Source organism: Microvirga rosea (assembly GCF_020595095.1).
In the GTDB taxonomy this organism is placed as follows: domain Bacteria; phylum Pseudomonadota; class Alphaproteobacteria; order Rhizobiales; family Beijerinckiaceae; genus Microvirga; species Microvirga rosea.
On the sequence record NZ_JAJDOP010000005.1, the window covers coordinates 186,786 to 202,961 of the forward strand.

15 protein-coding genes are annotated in these 16,176 nt (G+C 61.4%); 1 reads left to right on the forward strand and 14 read right to left on the reverse strand.

Annotated features, from left to right (window positions below; translation table 11 throughout):
- Nucleotides 1-66 precede the first annotated feature (66 nt).
- From LJD17_RS14815 to LJD17_RS14835, 5 genes are all read right to left on the reverse strand, one after another.
- On the reverse strand, nucleotides 67-411 hold the full coding sequence (locus LJD17_RS14815) for a cupin domain-containing protein (protein ID WP_227384958.1): 345 nt from the start codon (nucleotides 409-411) through the stop codon (nucleotides 67-69).
- Between the two features lie 29 nt (nucleotides 412-440).
- A complete protein-coding gene (gene kduI / locus LJD17_RS14820) occupies nucleotides 441-1,277 on the reverse strand; it encodes a 5-dehydro-4-deoxy-D-glucuronate isomerase (protein WP_227384959.1) in 837 nt (278 codons plus the stop codon).
- A gap of 28 nt (nucleotides 1,278-1,305) precedes the next feature.
- A complete protein-coding gene (locus tag LJD17_RS14825) occupies nucleotides 1,306-2,586 on the reverse strand; it encodes a TRAP transporter large permease (protein WP_227384960.1) in 1,281 nt (426 codons plus the stop codon).
- Between the two features lie 4 nt (nucleotides 2,587-2,590).
- Complete coding sequence (locus tag LJD17_RS14830; protein ID WP_227384961.1) at nucleotides 2,591-3,130, reverse strand: TRAP transporter small permease; 540 nt, start codon at nucleotides 3,128-3,130, stop codon at nucleotides 2,591-2,593.
- Nucleotides 3,131-3,199: 69 nt separating this feature from the next.
- Nucleotides 3,200-4,174, reverse strand: coding sequence for a TRAP transporter substrate-binding protein (locus LJD17_RS14835; protein ID WP_227384962.1), 975 nt, complete (start codon nucleotides 4,172-4,174; stop codon nucleotides 3,200-3,202).
- 203 nt (nucleotides 4,175-4,377) lie between these two features.
- Between LJD17_RS14835 and LJD17_RS14840 the strand changes: the two genes are divergently transcribed.
- On the forward strand, nucleotides 4,378-5,052 hold the full coding sequence (locus tag LJD17_RS14840; protein ID WP_227385208.1) for a GntR family transcriptional regulator: 675 nt from the start codon (nucleotides 4,378-4,380) through the stop codon (nucleotides 5,050-5,052).
- 49 nt (nucleotides 5,053-5,101) lie between these two features.
- On the opposite strand, the gene LJD17_RS14845 is transcribed toward LJD17_RS14840, so the two are convergent.
- The 9 genes from LJD17_RS14845 to LJD17_RS14885 all read right to left on the reverse strand — a co-directional run bounded on the left by LJD17_RS14845 (nucleotide 5,102) and on the right by LJD17_RS14885 (nucleotide 16,074).
- Nucleotides 5,102-6,508 (reverse strand): TRAP transporter large permease, encoded by a 1,407-nt coding sequence (locus LJD17_RS14845; RefSeq protein WP_227384963.1) that lies wholly within the window; start codon nucleotides 6,506-6,508, stop codon nucleotides 5,102-5,104.
- Nucleotides 6,508-7,095: a TRAP transporter small permease gene (locus tag LJD17_RS14850; protein ID WP_227384964.1), complete on the reverse strand. Its 588-nt coding sequence runs from the start codon at nucleotides 7,093-7,095 to the stop codon at nucleotides 6,508-6,510. Before LJD17_RS14850 ends, LJD17_RS14845 begins: the two co-directional genes overlap by 1 nt.
- 78 nt (nucleotides 7,096-7,173) lie before the next feature.
- A complete protein-coding gene (locus LJD17_RS14855) occupies nucleotides 7,174-8,160 on the reverse strand; it encodes a sialic acid TRAP transporter substrate-binding protein SiaP (RefSeq protein WP_406600823.1) in 987 nt (328 codons plus the stop codon).
- Between the two features lie 369 nt (nucleotides 8,161-8,529).
- On the reverse strand, nucleotides 8,530-9,432 hold the full coding sequence (locus LJD17_RS14860) for an energy transducer TonB (RefSeq protein WP_227384966.1): 903 nt from the start codon (nucleotides 9,430-9,432) through the stop codon (nucleotides 8,530-8,532).
- The gene (gene exbD, locus LJD17_RS14865; protein WP_227384967.1) at nucleotides 9,429-9,881 is read right to left on the reverse strand and encodes a TonB system transport protein ExbD; all 453 of its coding nucleotides are present in this window, start codon (nucleotides 9,879-9,881) and stop codon (nucleotides 9,429-9,431) included. Before exbD ends, LJD17_RS14860 begins: the two co-directional genes overlap by 4 nt.
- A gap of 4 nt (nucleotides 9,882-9,885) precedes the next feature.
- Complete coding sequence (exbB, locus tag LJD17_RS14870; protein WP_406600816.1) at nucleotides 9,886-10,875, reverse strand: tonB-system energizer ExbB; 990 nt, start codon at nucleotides 10,873-10,875, stop codon at nucleotides 9,886-9,888.
- Between the two features lie 333 nt (nucleotides 10,876-11,208).
- Nucleotides 11,209-12,921, reverse strand: coding sequence for an ABC transporter ATP-binding protein (locus LJD17_RS14875; RefSeq protein WP_227385210.1), 1,713 nt, complete (start codon nucleotides 12,919-12,921; stop codon nucleotides 11,209-11,211).
- A 116-nt stretch (nucleotides 12,922-13,037) separates the two neighbouring features.
- Nucleotides 13,038-13,853: an ATP-binding cassette domain-containing protein gene (locus LJD17_RS14880; protein WP_227385211.1), complete on the reverse strand. Its 816-nt coding sequence runs from the start codon at nucleotides 13,851-13,853 to the stop codon at nucleotides 13,038-13,040.
- A 40-nt stretch (nucleotides 13,854-13,893) separates the two neighbouring features.
- Nucleotides 13,894-16,074, reverse strand: a complete 2,181-nt coding sequence (locus tag LJD17_RS14885) for a TonB-dependent siderophore receptor (protein WP_227384968.1) — start codon at nucleotides 16,072-16,074, stop codon at nucleotides 13,894-13,896.
- Between the last annotated feature and the right edge of the window lie 102 nt (nucleotides 16,075-16,176).

Sequence of the window (16,176 nt, forward strand, 5' to 3'; positions counted from 1 at the left end):
GCAGCACGCCGTCCACGAAGTTCGATCCTCCATGACGCGGGGCCGAGCGCGCAGCTCGCGCTCCGGTCAGCTCACGAAGTCTTCACGCATCGGGGTGAAGACATCCAGAAGTGTGCCCGCCTCGATCGCGACGGCCCCATGCACGGCGTTCGAAGGAACGAGAAAGCTGTCTCCTTCCTTCAGACGCTCGGTCCGCCCCGATATGGTGATGTCAAAAACGCCTTTCTCGACCAGGCTGCATTGAATGTGCGGATGCGTGTGCGCGGCGCCGACGGCTCCGGCCTCGAAGGAAACACGGACCATCATCACCTGCAGGTCATAGGTCAGGACCTTGCGTCGAATGCCCTCGCCCGCGGGCTCCCATTGGAGTTCGCTGTCGAGCGCGAAGTTCTCGCCTTTGCGGTTCATCATTCCTCCAGATCCTGTCAGGGCGATCCGTCTCAGCGCAGCGCGTCCATCGGCACCATGTCCATATCGGCGAAATCCTGGTTGTCTCCACCCATCGCCCATACGAATGCATAGTTGCTCGTGCCGACACCAGAGTGGATCGACCAGCCGGGAGACAGGATGGCTTGCTCGTTGGCGACGACCAGATGCTTGGTTTCGTCCGGCTCACCCATGAAATGGAACACGCGCGCATCCGGTTGCAGGTCGAAATAGACGTAGACCTCGGATCGTCTGTCGTGCACGTGCGCCGGCATGGTATTCCACATGCTGCCCGGCTTGAGCTGCGTCATGCCGAGAACCAATTGCGCGGACCGGCAGACTTCCGGGTGAATCATCTGAAAGATCGTCCGGACATTGCCGTTCGCAGCGTCACCGAGGTCGAGGCGCCGCGCTCGGTCGAGACCGATCTTGGTCGTCTCGAAGCGTGCGTGGGCCGGCGTGCTGACCAGATAGAACTTTGCCGGGGCATTTGCATCATCGGACTCGAAACGCACATCCTTGGTGCCCATGGCCATGTAGAGCGCATCGCGCGGGCCCAGCTCGTAGGTCACGCCGTCCGCCTGAACGCGGCCTGCGCCGCCCAGGTTCACCACACCGAGTTCGCGCCGATCAAGAAAATTCGGCGATCCGATCTGCTTATGGGATTCCAGGACGATCGACTGGGATGTCGGTGTTGCGCCGCCGACCACCAGACGGTCGATATGGCTGTAATGAAGCGTGATCCGACCCGGCACGAACAGCGATTCGATGAGGAAGTGACGGCGCAGTTCCGCGGAACTGAAATGCCGAACGGCTTCGGGATGGCAGACTTGCCGGACTTCTATGCTCATTATGACCTCTGTCGATTGAGGGCTGACACTAGTGGAACAGGGCGGGAAGCCAGAGCGAAAGCCCTGGGACATAGGTGACCAGGAGCAAGACGAAGATGCTTGCTCCAAGGAACGGCCAGATCGTCTTCATGGCTTCGCCGATCGTGATCTTGCCGACGGCGCATCCGACGAACAGCACTGAACCGACCGGCGGTGTGTTGAGGCCGATACCGGCATTCAGGATGAGGATGACGCCGAAGTGAACCGGATCGATCCCGAAAGCCTTGATGACCGGCAGGAAGATCGGCGTGCAGATGATGATCATCGGCGCCATGTCCATGAAGGTGCCGAGGATAAGAAGGATCACGTTGATGAGGAGGAGGACGATGATGGGATTGTCGGAGAACGTCTTCATGAGGGCGATGGTCGCCTGCGGCACCTGCAGGAACGCCATCAGCCAGCCGAATGCACTTGCGGTCCCGATGACGAGAAGCACCATCGCCGTCGTCCGAACGGCGCCGAGGGTTGCTTCGACAAAGCCCTGCCAGTCCAGCTCACGGTAGACGAAGAGCGTCACGAGAAGCGCATAGACGACCGCGACGCATGAACTCTCGGCAGCCGTGAAGACGCCCGAGCGCACGCCGCCGAAGATAATGAAGATCAGCAGGATCCCGGGAACGGCGGAGACGAAGAAACGGCCGAGCAAGCGAAACCCGGGGAAAGGGTCCGCCGGGTAGCCGCGGCGTACGGCCACCCAATAGGCGGTGATCATCAACGCTGCGGCAAGGAGCAAGCCCGGAACGACACCCGCCGTGAACAGGTCCGCCACCGAGATCGTTCCTCCGGCCGCGATGGAATAGATAATCATGTTGTGGGACGGCGGGATCAGAAGCGCGATGATCGCGGCATTCACGGTGACATTGACGCTGTAATCCTTCGCATAACCGCGCTTCTCCATCTGCGGGATCATGATGCCGCCGATGGCCGATGCGTCCGCGATCGCCGAACCTGAGATCCCTCCGAAGAGGGTGGAGGCAACCACGTTTACCTGCCCGAGGCCTCCCCGGAGATGACCAACGAAACCGGCGGCGAGACGGATAAGCCTGTCGGCAATGCCGCCGCGCATCATCAGGTCGCCCGCATAGATGAAGAACGGAATCGCCATCATGGCGAACGCATTCATGCCGGAATTGACCTGCTGGAACACGACTACCGGCGGCAGTCCCATATAGAGCACGGTCGCAAGGGATGCGATGCCCAAGCAGAAGGCAACAGGCATGCCGATCAGCAGAAGAAGGGTAAAGACCCCGAACAGAACCCAAATTTCCATGACGTCAGTCCTTCACGGCCACAAGATGAGGCTCGTCGGGGCGGATCAGGGGAACTTCCTCGCCTGCCGCCAAAAGGCGGACAAGCTTCTCCAGAGAAAACAGCGCAATCAGAACGCCGCCGACGGCGAGGGGCACGTAATCCATGCCTTGCGGGATCGGGAGGCCGGGCATGGCCGCGCTCCATGTCCCGGAGGCGAGCTCCGCGCCGTACCAGGCCATCGCGATACCGAACGCCACGACCATGACCTCCGTCACCGCAAGCATGATCCGGCGAATGCCATGCGGCGCGTAATGCAGGGCGATTTCGAAACCGAGATGATTTCCTTCCCGCACGCCGACGGCGGAACCGAGAAGGATGAACCAGCTCATCAGCAGAAGCGCCGCCGGCTCAGTCCAGCTCGGAGACTGGTTGAGAACATAGCGACCGAACACCTGCCAGGCGACAAAAACGGTCATGAGAACGAGTCCGGCTCCAGAGATCCAAAGAGCCGCCCTGTTCACGACGGACAGGACTTGAGAGAACGCCGCAAGGCCAGTGCGCATCGGTCACGATCTCCATGTGAGAAATGCGGACCGGCGAGCCGGTCCGACGATGTTACGACCTGTTGCGGCTCAGTTGATCGCCTGGATGCGCGCCACGAGATCCTTCACCTTCGGATCCTTGGCGTACTTGTCGTAGACGGGCTTCATGGCATCGATGAACGGTTGCTTTTCAACCGCATTGATCTGGCTGCCGCTGGACCGGATCTTCTTCTCGGCTTCCTTTTCGCGGGCTTCCCAAAGTTCACGCATCTTGACGATGGATTCCTTCGCCGTTTCGCGAACCGCCTTCTGATCGTCGGCGGAAAGCTTGTCGAAGGATTTCTTCGACATCACCAGCACTTCCGGCGACATGGAATGCTCAGTGAGGGAGTAGAACTTCGCCACCTCGAAATGGCGGAACGATTCATAGCTCGGCCAGTTGTTTTCCGCGCCATCGACGACGCCGGTCTGCAGAGCCGAATAAACCTCGCCGGGAGGCATGGGCGTCGCATTCGCCCCGAGAGCGTTCACCATGTCGAGGAAAAGATCGGACTGAATCACCCGAACTTTCATTCCCTTCAAATCTGCGGGCGTATTGATGGGTCGCTTGGAGTTATAGAACGATCTGGCGCCGGAATCGTAGAATGCGAGCGCCACCAGCCCGTGCGGCTCGAACGCCTTCAGGATCTGGTCGCCGACGGGCCCATCCATGGTCTTGCGCATATGGTCGACGGACCGGAAGATGAACGGCAGCGACGGGACGAGCGTTTCCGGAATGAGGTTGTTGAACGGACCCATATTGATCCGGTTCAGGTCGATCACGCCGAAGCGCGTCTGCTCGATCGTGTCCTTCTCCTGGCCCAGCTGCGCCGAGTGGAAGACCTGGACTTTGTAGCGGCCGTTCGTCTTCTTCTCCAGCAATGATCCGAAGTACTTGACGGCCTCGACGGTCGGGTAGCCGTCCGGGTGAATGTCGGCGGAGCGAAGGGTGGTCTGGGCACCGGCGGCGCCGCTCAAAAGGCCTGCACAGAGACCAAAGGCGGCTGCGGTTAACAGGCGTTTCATCGACAAGATATCCTCCTAGGGTTTCCTCGAATGCTTTATTGTTAAGATCCCGGCTCTTCGGCTGGGCTGGATTGGATCCTGACCGAGTTCGGCCCGGCAGGCGCTTGACCAGTTTCACCCAATGGAGCACTGGTCGACAATTGTATGGTAGTATACACTAATATATCTCGCAACTCGCCAAAAGAATGAGAAACGCCGTGAGCATGTCCTTTTCCATCAGTCAGGGGTCGGCCGCCCAGCGCATCGAGAGTGAGTTGCGCCGCCTGATCGTGGCTCTTGAACTTCCCCCGGGCAGCCGCCTGTCCGAGCAGGATATCGCGGAGCGTCATGGGGTTTCGCGTCAACCCGTCCGGGAAGCTCTCATCGGCCTTGCCCGTACGCGGCTCGTGGAAATCCTGCCGCAGCGAGGCACGGTGGTGGTCAAGATCTCCGTCCGTAAGATGATGGAGGCCCGCTTCGTGCGGGAGGCGATCGAGACCGCCGTTGTCCGGCGAGCCTGCTCGTCCTTCGATCAGCAGAGCCGTCAGCGGATCGACGATCTCCTCGACATGCAGGATCAAGCCGCACGCCGGGACGACCACGCCGCCTTCCAGCGCTATGACGAGCTGTTCCATGTTGCCCTCGCCGAGGGCGCCGGCTGCCCATTGGCGTGGGAAGCGGTTCAGGACATCAAGGCGCATATGGATCGCGTCTGCCAGCTCACCCTGCCCAGCATGGACGCCATGCTGCCTCTCATCGACCAGCATCGGGCGATTGTTGAGGCTATCGATCGGCGCGACGAGGAAGCCGCGGCGGCGGCCATGACGAAGCACCTTACGGAAATCCTCCGCGCCCTGCCCCGTGTCGAAGCGGAACACCCGGAACTTTTCAGTTCATGAATGGTGCCTCGACGGGGGCGAGATGGTTGATTTCCGTCGGTCCCGCTCCCTACCGCCCCAATCCCGCCTGGCGCGGAAGCCAAAGCGTCAGCTCGGGAATGTACGTGATGGCGATCAGCGCGAGCATGAGGGGAATCAACCAGGGAAGGATCGCCATCGTCGTGCGCTCGACGGAAAGCCTCGCGACGCGAGCAAGAACGAACAGCACCATGCCGAGCGGCGGGTGGAGAAGGCCGATCATCAGGTTGAGCGTCATGATCAGCCCGAAGTGAATCGGATCGATCCCGAGCTTCAGCACAATCGGAAGCAGGATCGGCACCAGGATCGTGATGGCCGCAATCGTGTCGATGAAGCAGCCGACAAACAGGATCAGGATGTTGGCGAGGAGAAGGAAGACCCACTTGTTCTGAGTAAAGCCCAGGATGGCGTCGGAGAGGATCTGCGCGGCTTGGCTGACCGTCAGAAGCCAGGCGAAAATGGACGCGGCCGTCACGATGAACAGCACCGAGGCGGTCGTTTCGATGGTATCGAAGGTCGCCTTGGCAAGACTCTTGAACGTCATCGACCGGTAGCGGACCAGCCCCAGAAAGAGCGACCAGATGACGGCGGCAACGGCTGCTTCCGTGGGCGTGAAGAGACCGAGGGTCATTCCACCGATGAGGATCACCGGCGCCATGAGCGCCATGACGGCCGAAAAGTCGAAATACCAATCGAGCGCCAGCAGCACGACGAGGGCGATGCCGATGGAGACGTTCGGCGTCAGTCCCATGCGGATCATCAGCCAGACGGCGACCGGAAACGCCATCACCATGGCGACTTCGATGCTGGCCGCTCCGAGCTGGCGCCATGAGAACGGCGTGTCGGATCCCCAGCCGTTCCTATAGGCGAAATACGCGACCGTTCCCATCATGAGAAGGGTCATCACCACGCCCGGGATCAGTCCTCCCAAAAACAGTGCGCCAATCGAGACATTGGCCATCATGCCGTAGATGACGAAAGGCAGCGAGGGCGGAATGATCGGCCCGAGGGTTGCCGAAGCCGCCGTGACGCCCACCGAGAACTCGGTGGAATAGCCATGATCCTTCATGGCCTTGATCTCGATGGTTCCCAGTCCGGCAGCATCGGCGATCGCCGTTCCGGACATGCCCGAGAAGATCACCGATCCGATGATATTCACTTGCCCGAGTCCCCCCTTCATCCACCCCACGAGGGCGACGGCGAAGGAGTAGATCCGGCCGGTGACGCCGGCGATGTTCATCAGGTTGCCGGCGAGGATGAAGAACGGAACGGCGAGAAGCGGAAAGCTCTCGACGCCGGCGATCATGCGCTGCGCGACGATCACATCCGGCACGATCCCGGTCGCCAGAATATAAAGGAGCGAGGCCGTCGCCATGGAGATTGCAACAGGCAGGCCCAGGATCATCAGAACGAGAAAGGAACCAAGCAAGATCCACATCAGGTTTCAGCCACCAACGGAGCATCGAATTCTTCAGGGCGCTCGAGCACGGAATAGCCGCGTCGCCAGTTGGCTGCCGCGACCTGAAGAGAGCGGAAAAACATCAGGATGAAGCCCAAGAACACAAACGCGTATGTCAGGTTCTTCGGCAGAGCGATGGTGGTCATCTGCTCATCGTCGACGATGCTCATGAAGCGCCAGATCAGAATGGAGCCGTATCCGAAGAACGCCACTCGGGTCAGATCGACGGCCGTCGAGAGCACACGTGCGGCCCGAGAGGGTAGATAACGATACAGGAAATCGACATGGATGTGACGGCTCATGCGCACGCACATGGCCGAGCCGATGAACACCAGTGCCACATTCAGGTTGGTGGCGATCTCCTCCGTCCAGGCGAAGGAATCGTTGAGGACGTAGCGGGTGAAGAACTGCAGGAACACGGCGAGCGCCATGATCCAGAACAAGGCGAGCGCCAGCCAATCCTCGAAGGCGTATTGCGAGAGATCGACCGGGGCATGTTCACTTTCGTCGAACGTGTGCGCCAGTTCCTCGGCGCTCACCTGGATGTGAGCTTCGTCTTTCGTCATGAAGCAACCTTCATCTTCGGAAGATGCGACCAGCGGAACGAGAAGGGGCCGCCTCGCGGCGGCCCCTTGACGGATCTGTTACATGGCCTCGGACTTCAGCGCCTGGATGCGGTCGAAGTCGGCTTTTCTGTAGCCGAGGGACTCAAGGGTCACGTTCTTCATGACCGCCTCCTTGAACTCGTCCTTGTTGACTTCGGTGACCGCCAGTCCCTTCTGCTTGAAGGAGTCGATCAGTTCTTTCTCCTTTGCCAGGATCTCGCCGGAAGCACGGACGGCGGCCTCCTCGGCAACGGCACCGAAGATCTTCTTGTCCTCGTCCGAGAGCTTGGCCCAGAGCTGCTTGGAGATGATGGTGGCCAGGTGATCGACGATATGGCCGGTGAGCACGATGTTCTTCTGAACCTCGTAGAACTTCTTGGCCTCGATGGTCGTCAACGGGTTTTCCTGCGCATCGACGGTCCCGTTCTGGAGAGCAAGATACACTTCGGCGAACGCTATCGGCGACGTGTTGGCTCCGCAGGAGCGCGGCATCGCGAGATAGGCCGGCGCATCCGGCACGCGGATCTTGAGGCCCTTCATCTCAGCGCAGGTCTTGAAAGGCTTGTTCGTGGATGTCTGGCGGATCCCGTAATAGGTGAGCGCCACCATGTGGTTACCCGTCTTCTCGGCGTAACCTGCCGCGAGCTCCCGAAACACATCGCTCTTCGCGTATGCGAGGAGATGCCCGGCATCCCTGAAAACGTAAGGATAGTACCCGATGCCGACCGGCGGATAGCTGCGGGCCGCAAAACTGGGGCCCGATATGATCATGTCCACGGTGCCGAGCGACAGGCCCTGGTTGATGTCGCTCTCTTTCCCAAGCTGGGAAGCCGGATAGACATCGATCTGATAGCGGTTGTTGGTGCGCTTCGCGATCTCCTGCGCCGCCCAGACCGACTGGGTGTGGAACGGCTCCGATGTCTCATAGACATGCGCCCATTTCAGTTTCGTCTGGGCGCTGGCAGGCAGGGCGGGCAAGGCAAGAGCGGCGGCCGCGAACAGGCCAAAAGCAAAGCGGCGAGTCATCAGTGGCATAGTGGCGTTTCCTCTCTGGGCCTCCGGCTCTGCGGCCGGTTTGTGTTATTCGTGAGTATTTTCTCACGCAGGGCCGCTTGCCTGATCTGATCGGCAGCGGGCCAACTAATATGTTAGTTCACTGAAAACCGGCGACAAGTGAAAAGATGGATGTGGTGAAAGTTGGGGTGAGGCTCCTTTCCGGAGCCGGGTGCTCTGCTTCAATATTGCAGTAACGACGAGGTCCGACACCACTGCGCCGTCCCGCTCCGTCACCCTGCAGGCCCGCGGGGCGTGGGTGATGATGGGATGCGCGCAGCAAGCTGCAAGTGTGGCCCTGCGTCCTTGGACCAGAACCTCATCGTAGCGGGCCTTCGCTGGTCAGCGGAGGTAGAACTGGAGCGGAACCGTCAGCGGAATTTGCGCACCAGCCACTTCCGCGGGAGGTGCGGGCAGTGGCGATGCCCGCTGGATCATGGCGATCGCTTCCTCGTCGATTGCTGCCGATCCAGAACTTCCGACGATTTTGTAGCTCAACACGCGACCGGAGCGGTCGATGACGAAGCTGAGGCGGACCGTCCCTTCCTCGCGCCGCTGCCGCGCCTCGGCCGGATAGCGCTTGGCCCGATTGAGATGCGCCGACACTGCACCGCGCCAGTTGGCGGGCGATACGGACGCGGACTCGGACGTTCCCCGTGTCGGCGCGGCTGGCGCCTGGGAGGGAGACGCCGCCGCAGCCGACTCGGCGCGCGGCTTCGATGCCTTTCGCTCCTTGGTCGGCTCAGGACGGCGCGGGCGCTCCGGTTGTTTCTTCGCCTCGCGGACAGGCGGCTTCGGCGGGGTCTTTTTTTCAACGGGCCGCGGCTCCGGAAGCACGACGTCGGGCTCCTTCACCGGTGGCGGCGGCGGAGGGGGAAGCTGTGTCGTTTCGACGGGAGCCGGCTCGGGCTCCTCGAACACGGGCTTTGCCACGTCCGGCAGGGGCGGCATTTGCGGCTCCGGTGGGGCAGCATCCGCGGTCGTCTCGGGAGGTTCGGGCGCAGGCTCGGGCTCGGCATCCGGCGTTGGGGCGCGCTCGATCTGCGCCGCGGCGGGGGCGACAGGAAGCGGGGCCAACTCAACGAGGATCGCGGGTCCGGCTTCACCGGTGGACGCCACAGGCTGCTGCTGCCGGACAAGGACCCACGCACCCACCGCGTGAGCGGCGAGCACGATTGCGGCCGCGCCGCCCCAGCGCAGCCATGCGCGCCAACGATCTCCGGCTTCGCCTCTTCCAGCGCTCATGGCTGCGCCGCGCCTCCCTGGGAGGCAGCCTGCCCTGCTTCAAGGCCAACGAGCGCGATCTTCAAATAGCCAGCATGCCGCAGAAGATTCATGGTGTCCATGAGATCGCCGTAGGCGACGGACTTGTCAGCCCGCAGGAAGATGCGCTGGTCGCGATCCCCTCTCGTCCGCTGGTCGAGAGCTGTCGCCAACGCGCCTTTCTCAACCGCCTCGTTGCCGAGCGCCAGCGAGAGGTCACCCTTGACCGTGAGAAAGAGAGGTTCGTCCGGCCGTTGCTGCGGCTGTGCATTGGAGGACGGCAGATCCACCGACACATCAACCGTCGACAGGGGTGCGGCCACCATGAAGATGATGAGCAGAACCAGGATCACGTCGATGAACGGCGTGACGTTGATCTCGCTGACCTCGGCGATCTCGTCGTCATGGCTGTCCTTGAGACTGACGCCCATCGATCTACTCCGCCCGACGGGTTCGGGCCACGGAGGCCGGCGGGAACGCCACGACGGGTGACGCCGAGACCATGCGGCGGTCGAGATCGCGCGAGAGATGGCGCATGACGTCCGCCGACGCATCCGACAGAAGCGCACGATATCCGGCAATCGCCCGCGCGAAGACGTTGTAGATCACGACCGCCGGAATTGCCGCCACGAGACCGATGGCCGTGGCCAGCAGCGCCTCGGCGATACCGGGGGCCACCACGGCCAGATTGGTGGTTTGCGTCTGCGAGATTCCAATGAAGGAATTCATGATTCCCCACACCGTGCCGAACAGGCCGACGAAGGGCGCTGTCGAGCCGATGGTGGCGAGCACGCCGGTGCCGCGCGTCATCTGACGCCCTGCCCGCGCTTCGATGCGGGAAAGAGAAATGGCAGTCCGCTCCTTGATGCCTTCCGGCGGCAGGCTGTCCGAGGCCTTGGCCTCGAGATGCGCTGCCTCGATCAGTGTCGCGACGGGACTCTTTCGCCCTGACGATGCCGCGACCTGCTCTCTGGCCTGAACCAGGCCGCCTGCCCTGCTCAGCAGGGCCGTTGCCTGACGGACGCGGCGCTTGGCGCCGAGCAGCTCTATTCCTTTGGCAAGCCACACGGTCCATGTGACCAAGGACGCGAAGGCCAGTCCCAACATGACGGCCTTTACGACGATGTCGGCCGCCAGGAACATGCCCCACGGGGAAAGATCGTGCGGAATGCGAATGGACGCGGATGCACTCGGCGTGTTTCGAGACGGTTCGGATGGACTGACGGTCGGCACGCTTTCGGCGGAAGGCGTCGCTGGAACCGCCTGCTCCGTTTGCGGCGCGAGAGACGCAGCCGGCGGAGTGCCTTGAGCGGATGCGGCACCTGGAAAAGCCACAAGGCCAGCAAGAAGGATCCCCAGCACCATCTGCTTCGCCTGGGATGCGGTTACGCCGGGGGTCGATTGGGAACGTACCGCCTGCCTCATCGTCCAATGTCTCCGCGCAATCCACTGCGAATGGATCCAAGCGGATGAGCGCTGCGATATTTGCGCAGGTCTCCCGTGCTTGCGTTCGCCATCTTTGCGAAACGAACTCGATCCTGGAGCGGGTAATTAGACCGCACGATAGACGCATTCAAGCATTTTCACGAATATACGATGAACTATAGAGGACTTCTAAACTAAAATGGCTGCTTTAGAGCAATTAAAAACTAGCTAAATCTGGCCGCTACGCTGGAGGCGACTGCAATGTTCTTGATACTTGCTGAATTGAAGCATCGCGGCGATACGCGGCATTCTACTGCAGCCATGAGTACCGCCTTATCCGAACTGGGCTTCACTGAGGCGCTTGTATATTCCGCCAGCCGCCAGCAGCGCGTCATGCGTTCCCTGTTCGACGATGCCGCCCCGGTCGATCACGGCGATCCGGTCCGCATTCACGATCGTTGCAAGCCGGTGCGCGATGACCAGGGTCGTGCGCCCTTGGGACAACTCCGCAAGAGCCTGCTGGATGGCCCGTTCGGTTTCCGTGTCGAGAGCGGAAGTCGCCTCGTCGAGGATGAGGATCGGCGGGTTCTTGAGAAAAATCCGCGCGATGGCGAGACGCTGCTTCTGCCCTCCGGACAGTTTGACGCCGCGCTCGCCGATCACCGTGTCGAGCCCTTCCGGCAAGGATGCAATCACCTGATCAAGGCGCGCTCTGCGCGCGGCGTCGAGAATATCCGCTTCGGTCGCGTCGAGACGCCCATAGGCGATATTCTCACGGATCGTTCCGGCGAAGAGGAACACGTCCTGTTGGACGATCCCGATCTGGCTGCGCAAGGACTGAAGCGTCATGTCGCGAATATCGATGCCGTCGATGGAGATGACGCCGCTATCGACCTCGTAGAAGCGCGGCAGGAGCGAACAGATCGTCGTCTTTCCGGCTCCGGAAGGGCCCACGAAAGCAACGGTCTCACCGGCGCGAATGGACAGGTTCAATCCGCCGAGGATCTCCCTGCCTGCCGCATAAGCGAAGCGGACATCGTCGTACCGGATATTTCCCTGCAGCCTTTCGACCGGCCGCGCGCCCGGCCGGTCGGCGATATCGGGACGCGTTTCCAGAAACGAAACGTATCGCCGAAAACCCGCAAAGCCTTTCGGATAGGTCTCGATCACCGAATTGATTTTCTCGATCGGGCGAAAAAAGACGCCGACCAGGAGCAGGAAGCCCACAAAGCCTCCGGCGCTGAGCTCTCCGGTAATCACGAAGTAACTGCCCGCCACCATCACGGTCATCTGAATGAGCCGCATGCTCAGGTAGCTGAGGGAGGTCGAGGCCGCCATGATCTTGTAGGCTTCGAGCTTCGTCGTGCGGTAGCTCTGATTGTCCCGTGCGAACAAGCGCCGCTCGTGATCCTCGTTGGCGAAAGCCTGGACCACGCGTATGCCGCCGACATTTTCCTCGATGCGAGCGTTGAAGTCTCCGACCCGCCCGTAGAGAGCCTGCCAGTTCCGGGTCATGCGCCCGCCGTAACGGGTGGTCAGCCAAGCGGTGAGCGGCACCACGAGCGCCGTGATGAGTGCAAGCTTCACGCTCACCGTAAACATGATGAGGAACGCGCCCACAAGGGTCATAATGGCAATGAAAAGATCTTCGGGTCCGTGGTGAGCCACTTCCCCGATCTCCTCGAGATCCTTGGTCAGCCGCGCCACGAGATGACCGGTCTTCTGATTGTCGAAGAACCCGAATGACAGCTTTTGGAGATGATCGAACGCCTTGCGCCGCATCTCGGTTTCGATGTTGATCCCGAGCATGTGCCCCCAGTAGGTCACGATCGCCATCAAACCTGCATTGAGGACGTAGATCGCCAGGAGCCCCGCCGAGGCGAGTGTGATGAGCCCCCACTCGCCGGTCGGCAGCAGGCTATCGATGAACAGCTTGACGGCGATTGGGAAGCCAAGCTCGAGGACACCGGATGCGACCGCGCAGGAAAAATCGAGGATGAACAATCCGCGATGGGGGCGGTAATACTCAAAGAAGCGTTGAAGCACGGAACGCATGGCGGCCTATGATGATCAGGAATCCGGCCCGCGAGGATGCAAGGCACCCTCGTCGCGGAAGGCAGAACTAGGTAGCGCCGTTGGCTGATGCCAGCAAGTAAACTCTGTCAGCGGACGAAACTGATGGGCTGACCTGTCGTGGGATGCGCCATCACGTCCATGGCGATGCCGTAAATGACTTGCAGCTGCGCCGGCGTCACGATTTCCGCCGGCGTGCCACGAGCGATCAGGCGGCCATTCTGCAATGCGATGATCTCATCGCAGAACCGCGCCGCCATGTTCACATCGTGCAGCACGACGACAACGCTCAAACCGCGCTCGGCCGACAAGCGGCGAACCAGAGACAGCACCTCGACCTGGTGAGCCACGTCCAGGGCCGAGATCGGCTCGTCGAGGAGCAGGCATTCGGCATCCTGCGCCACCAGCATGGCAAGCCAGGCCCTTTGGCGCTCGCCTCCCGACAGGGTATCCACGAGGCGCTCGGCCATGGGCTCGATGCCCGTCAGGTTCATCGCCTCCAGGACCTTCTCGCGATCGGCAGCGGCGAACCTGCCGAGCGCTCCATGCCAGGGATAGCGGCCCAGCGCGACGAGTTCCTTCACAAGAAGACCCGATGCCTGAGGCATCTGCTGCGGCAGATAGGCGACCATTCGGGCGAAGGACCGGCTGCCCCATTCATGCAGGGCCTTTCCGTGGAACGAGATCCGGCCTCCGGTGGGCGCCTGCTGGCGCGCGAGCAGCTTGATAAGGGTCGATTTGCCTGAACCGTTGTGACCGACGAGACCGATCACACGCTGTCTCTGCAAGGGCAGGCTCAAGGGCCCCAACAAGGTTCTGTCCTGAACCGCAAAGCTCACGGAATCGAGTTCGAACAGGACCGCCGCCCCGGAGGGCGACGGAGCTTGTTTCGTGCCGGGCGACATGAACGTCCTGATCCTGGAGACGCTGTTCACGGGCGATCCGTCACCACTTGTAGCTTGCCTTCAGGGTCGCCACACGTCCCGCCCCGTAATTGCAGGTGTACTGCGTTTGGCAGGACGACACATACTCACGATCGAAAATGTTGTTGACGTTCAGCGCAATCGTAAAGTTATCGTAGGTGTAGCGGATAGCGGCATCGAACACGGTTGATGACGGGACCTTCAGCAGGTTCTCGTTGTCCGCGTAGGAGAAGCCGTTGTAACGGACGCCTGCCCCGAAGCCCAAGCCTTTGAACATGCCGTCCTGCACCGTGTAGTCGAGCCAGGTCGACGCGATGAACTCGGGCACGACGTTCGGGCGCTTGCCGATCAGGGCAAGGTTGCTGTCCTTCGTGATCTCGATGTTATAGGCCGTGACCGACGCGACGGCCTTCAGACCCTTGCCGATGTTGGCCTGGCCCTCGATTTCGAAACCGCGGGATCGGACTTCGCCGAGCTGGGCCTGGAAGAACACGTTGGTGGGATCCGTGGTCAGGGTGTTCTGGCGTGTCAGGTCGAACAGCGCAGCGGTGATCAGTCCGTCGAAGGAGGTCGGCTTGTACTTGAGACCCACTTCGTACTGCTGCCCCGTCTCCGGCTCGAACGCGCGGCCGCGCACATCGGAGCCGATCAGTGGGTTGAACGAACGGGACACCGCCACATACGGCACGAGGCCGTTGGCGAATTCATATCCCAGTCCGGCACGCCCGCTGAATTCCCCGGTGTTTTCCGAGAAGTTTGCCGCGCCGACCTTGTCCGTGCTGTTCATAGTGACGCGGTCATAGCGTCCGTTCAGGGTCGCGATCCAACCTCCGAGACGGATCTGATCCTGCGCATAGAACCCGAGCTGATTCATGGTCAGGTTCTGATCCAGGTAGGGCACGGCCGGGCCTTGCGGCGCACCGTAGATGGGATTGACGGCACTGATCGGCGTCCCGCCGCCCGATGCCTGGATGTGATCGATGTTGTAGTATTTGTAGTCCAACCCCAGCAGCAATGTGTGATTGAGGGGACCGGTGCCGAACTTGGCTTCCGCCTGATTGTCGAGGCTCAGGGTATTGACCACCGTATGGTGGTTGAAGCCGATCCGGTAGAGCAGGAAGTCGGGGCCGAAGGGAACAGGTCCGGGGAAGCCGGTCGCCGGATCCAGATAGCCATAGGGATAAGGCCCGCGCTCCTTGGAGTCCGTGCGGGCGTAGCGGAAATTCTGTCGAACCGTCCACACATCGTTGATGTCGTGCTTGAACTCGTATCCGAGCATGGCCTGCTGGCGCCGGTAAAGATCGACGCCCGGCTCATCATAGTAGAAGCGCCGCGAAATCCGCCCGAAGGGAGCGGGCACGACGGTACCGACATACGGCAGGAAACCGCCCGTATGCTTGAGATCAATGTATTGATAGGAGCTGAGCAGGGTCAGCTCGGTGCCCGCGTTGGGGCGAAGCGTGAAGGCGGGAGCGATCACGCCGCGAAAATCATCGGCCTTGCGGGTCTCCCATCCGCCGCCGGACAGCTTTCCGGTGAGGCGGTAGGACCAGATCTTGTCCTTGTCGAGGGCGCCGCCGAAGTCGAAGGCCCCATAGCCGTTGCCCCAGCTGTTGATGCCGGCCTCGATATAGCGGAGGGGCTCGGTGGTCGGACGCTTGCTGACCAGGTTGACGATGCCGCCGGATGCGCTGCCGCCGTAGAGCGCCGAAGCCGGCCCCTTCAGCACTTCGATGCGCTCGAGAACGAACGGGTCGATATAGAACCCGCCGAAGCCGTACTGATAAAGTGGCAGATTGTTCAGGAAGACGCCGGTCTGTCCGGCGTCGAAGCCGCGGATGTAGAACCAGTCCGTATCGGAATCGAGGCCGAAGGGCTGGGCATAGACACCGGCGGTGTAGCGCAGCGCCTCGTCGACCTTCTGAACCTGGCGATCCTCCATTTCCTCGCGGCCGATCACGGAGACGGCCTGGGGAATTTGCTCGATCGGGGTATCGGTCTTCGAACCCGTCGCGGTGCGCGACGGGACATAGCCGTTGATCGGGCCGGTCGCGGATCCGCCCTGTCCTTCGACGGTGACGGTATCGAGGGCGATTTCTCCCGATGCCCCTTGGACCTGCGCGAGAGCCGGACCGGCGATCCCCATCACAGCCACAAGCGAAAACAGGCTCACGCCCATGCTCAACAGATGACGACCACTCATCACGCGCCCCTCGGCCTTTCGCCAACATTGCGGCCCTCGACAGAGCCCAAACCGCTATGGGCGCTTTGACTATGGCGATGCTCTTGAATACGCAACAACTAT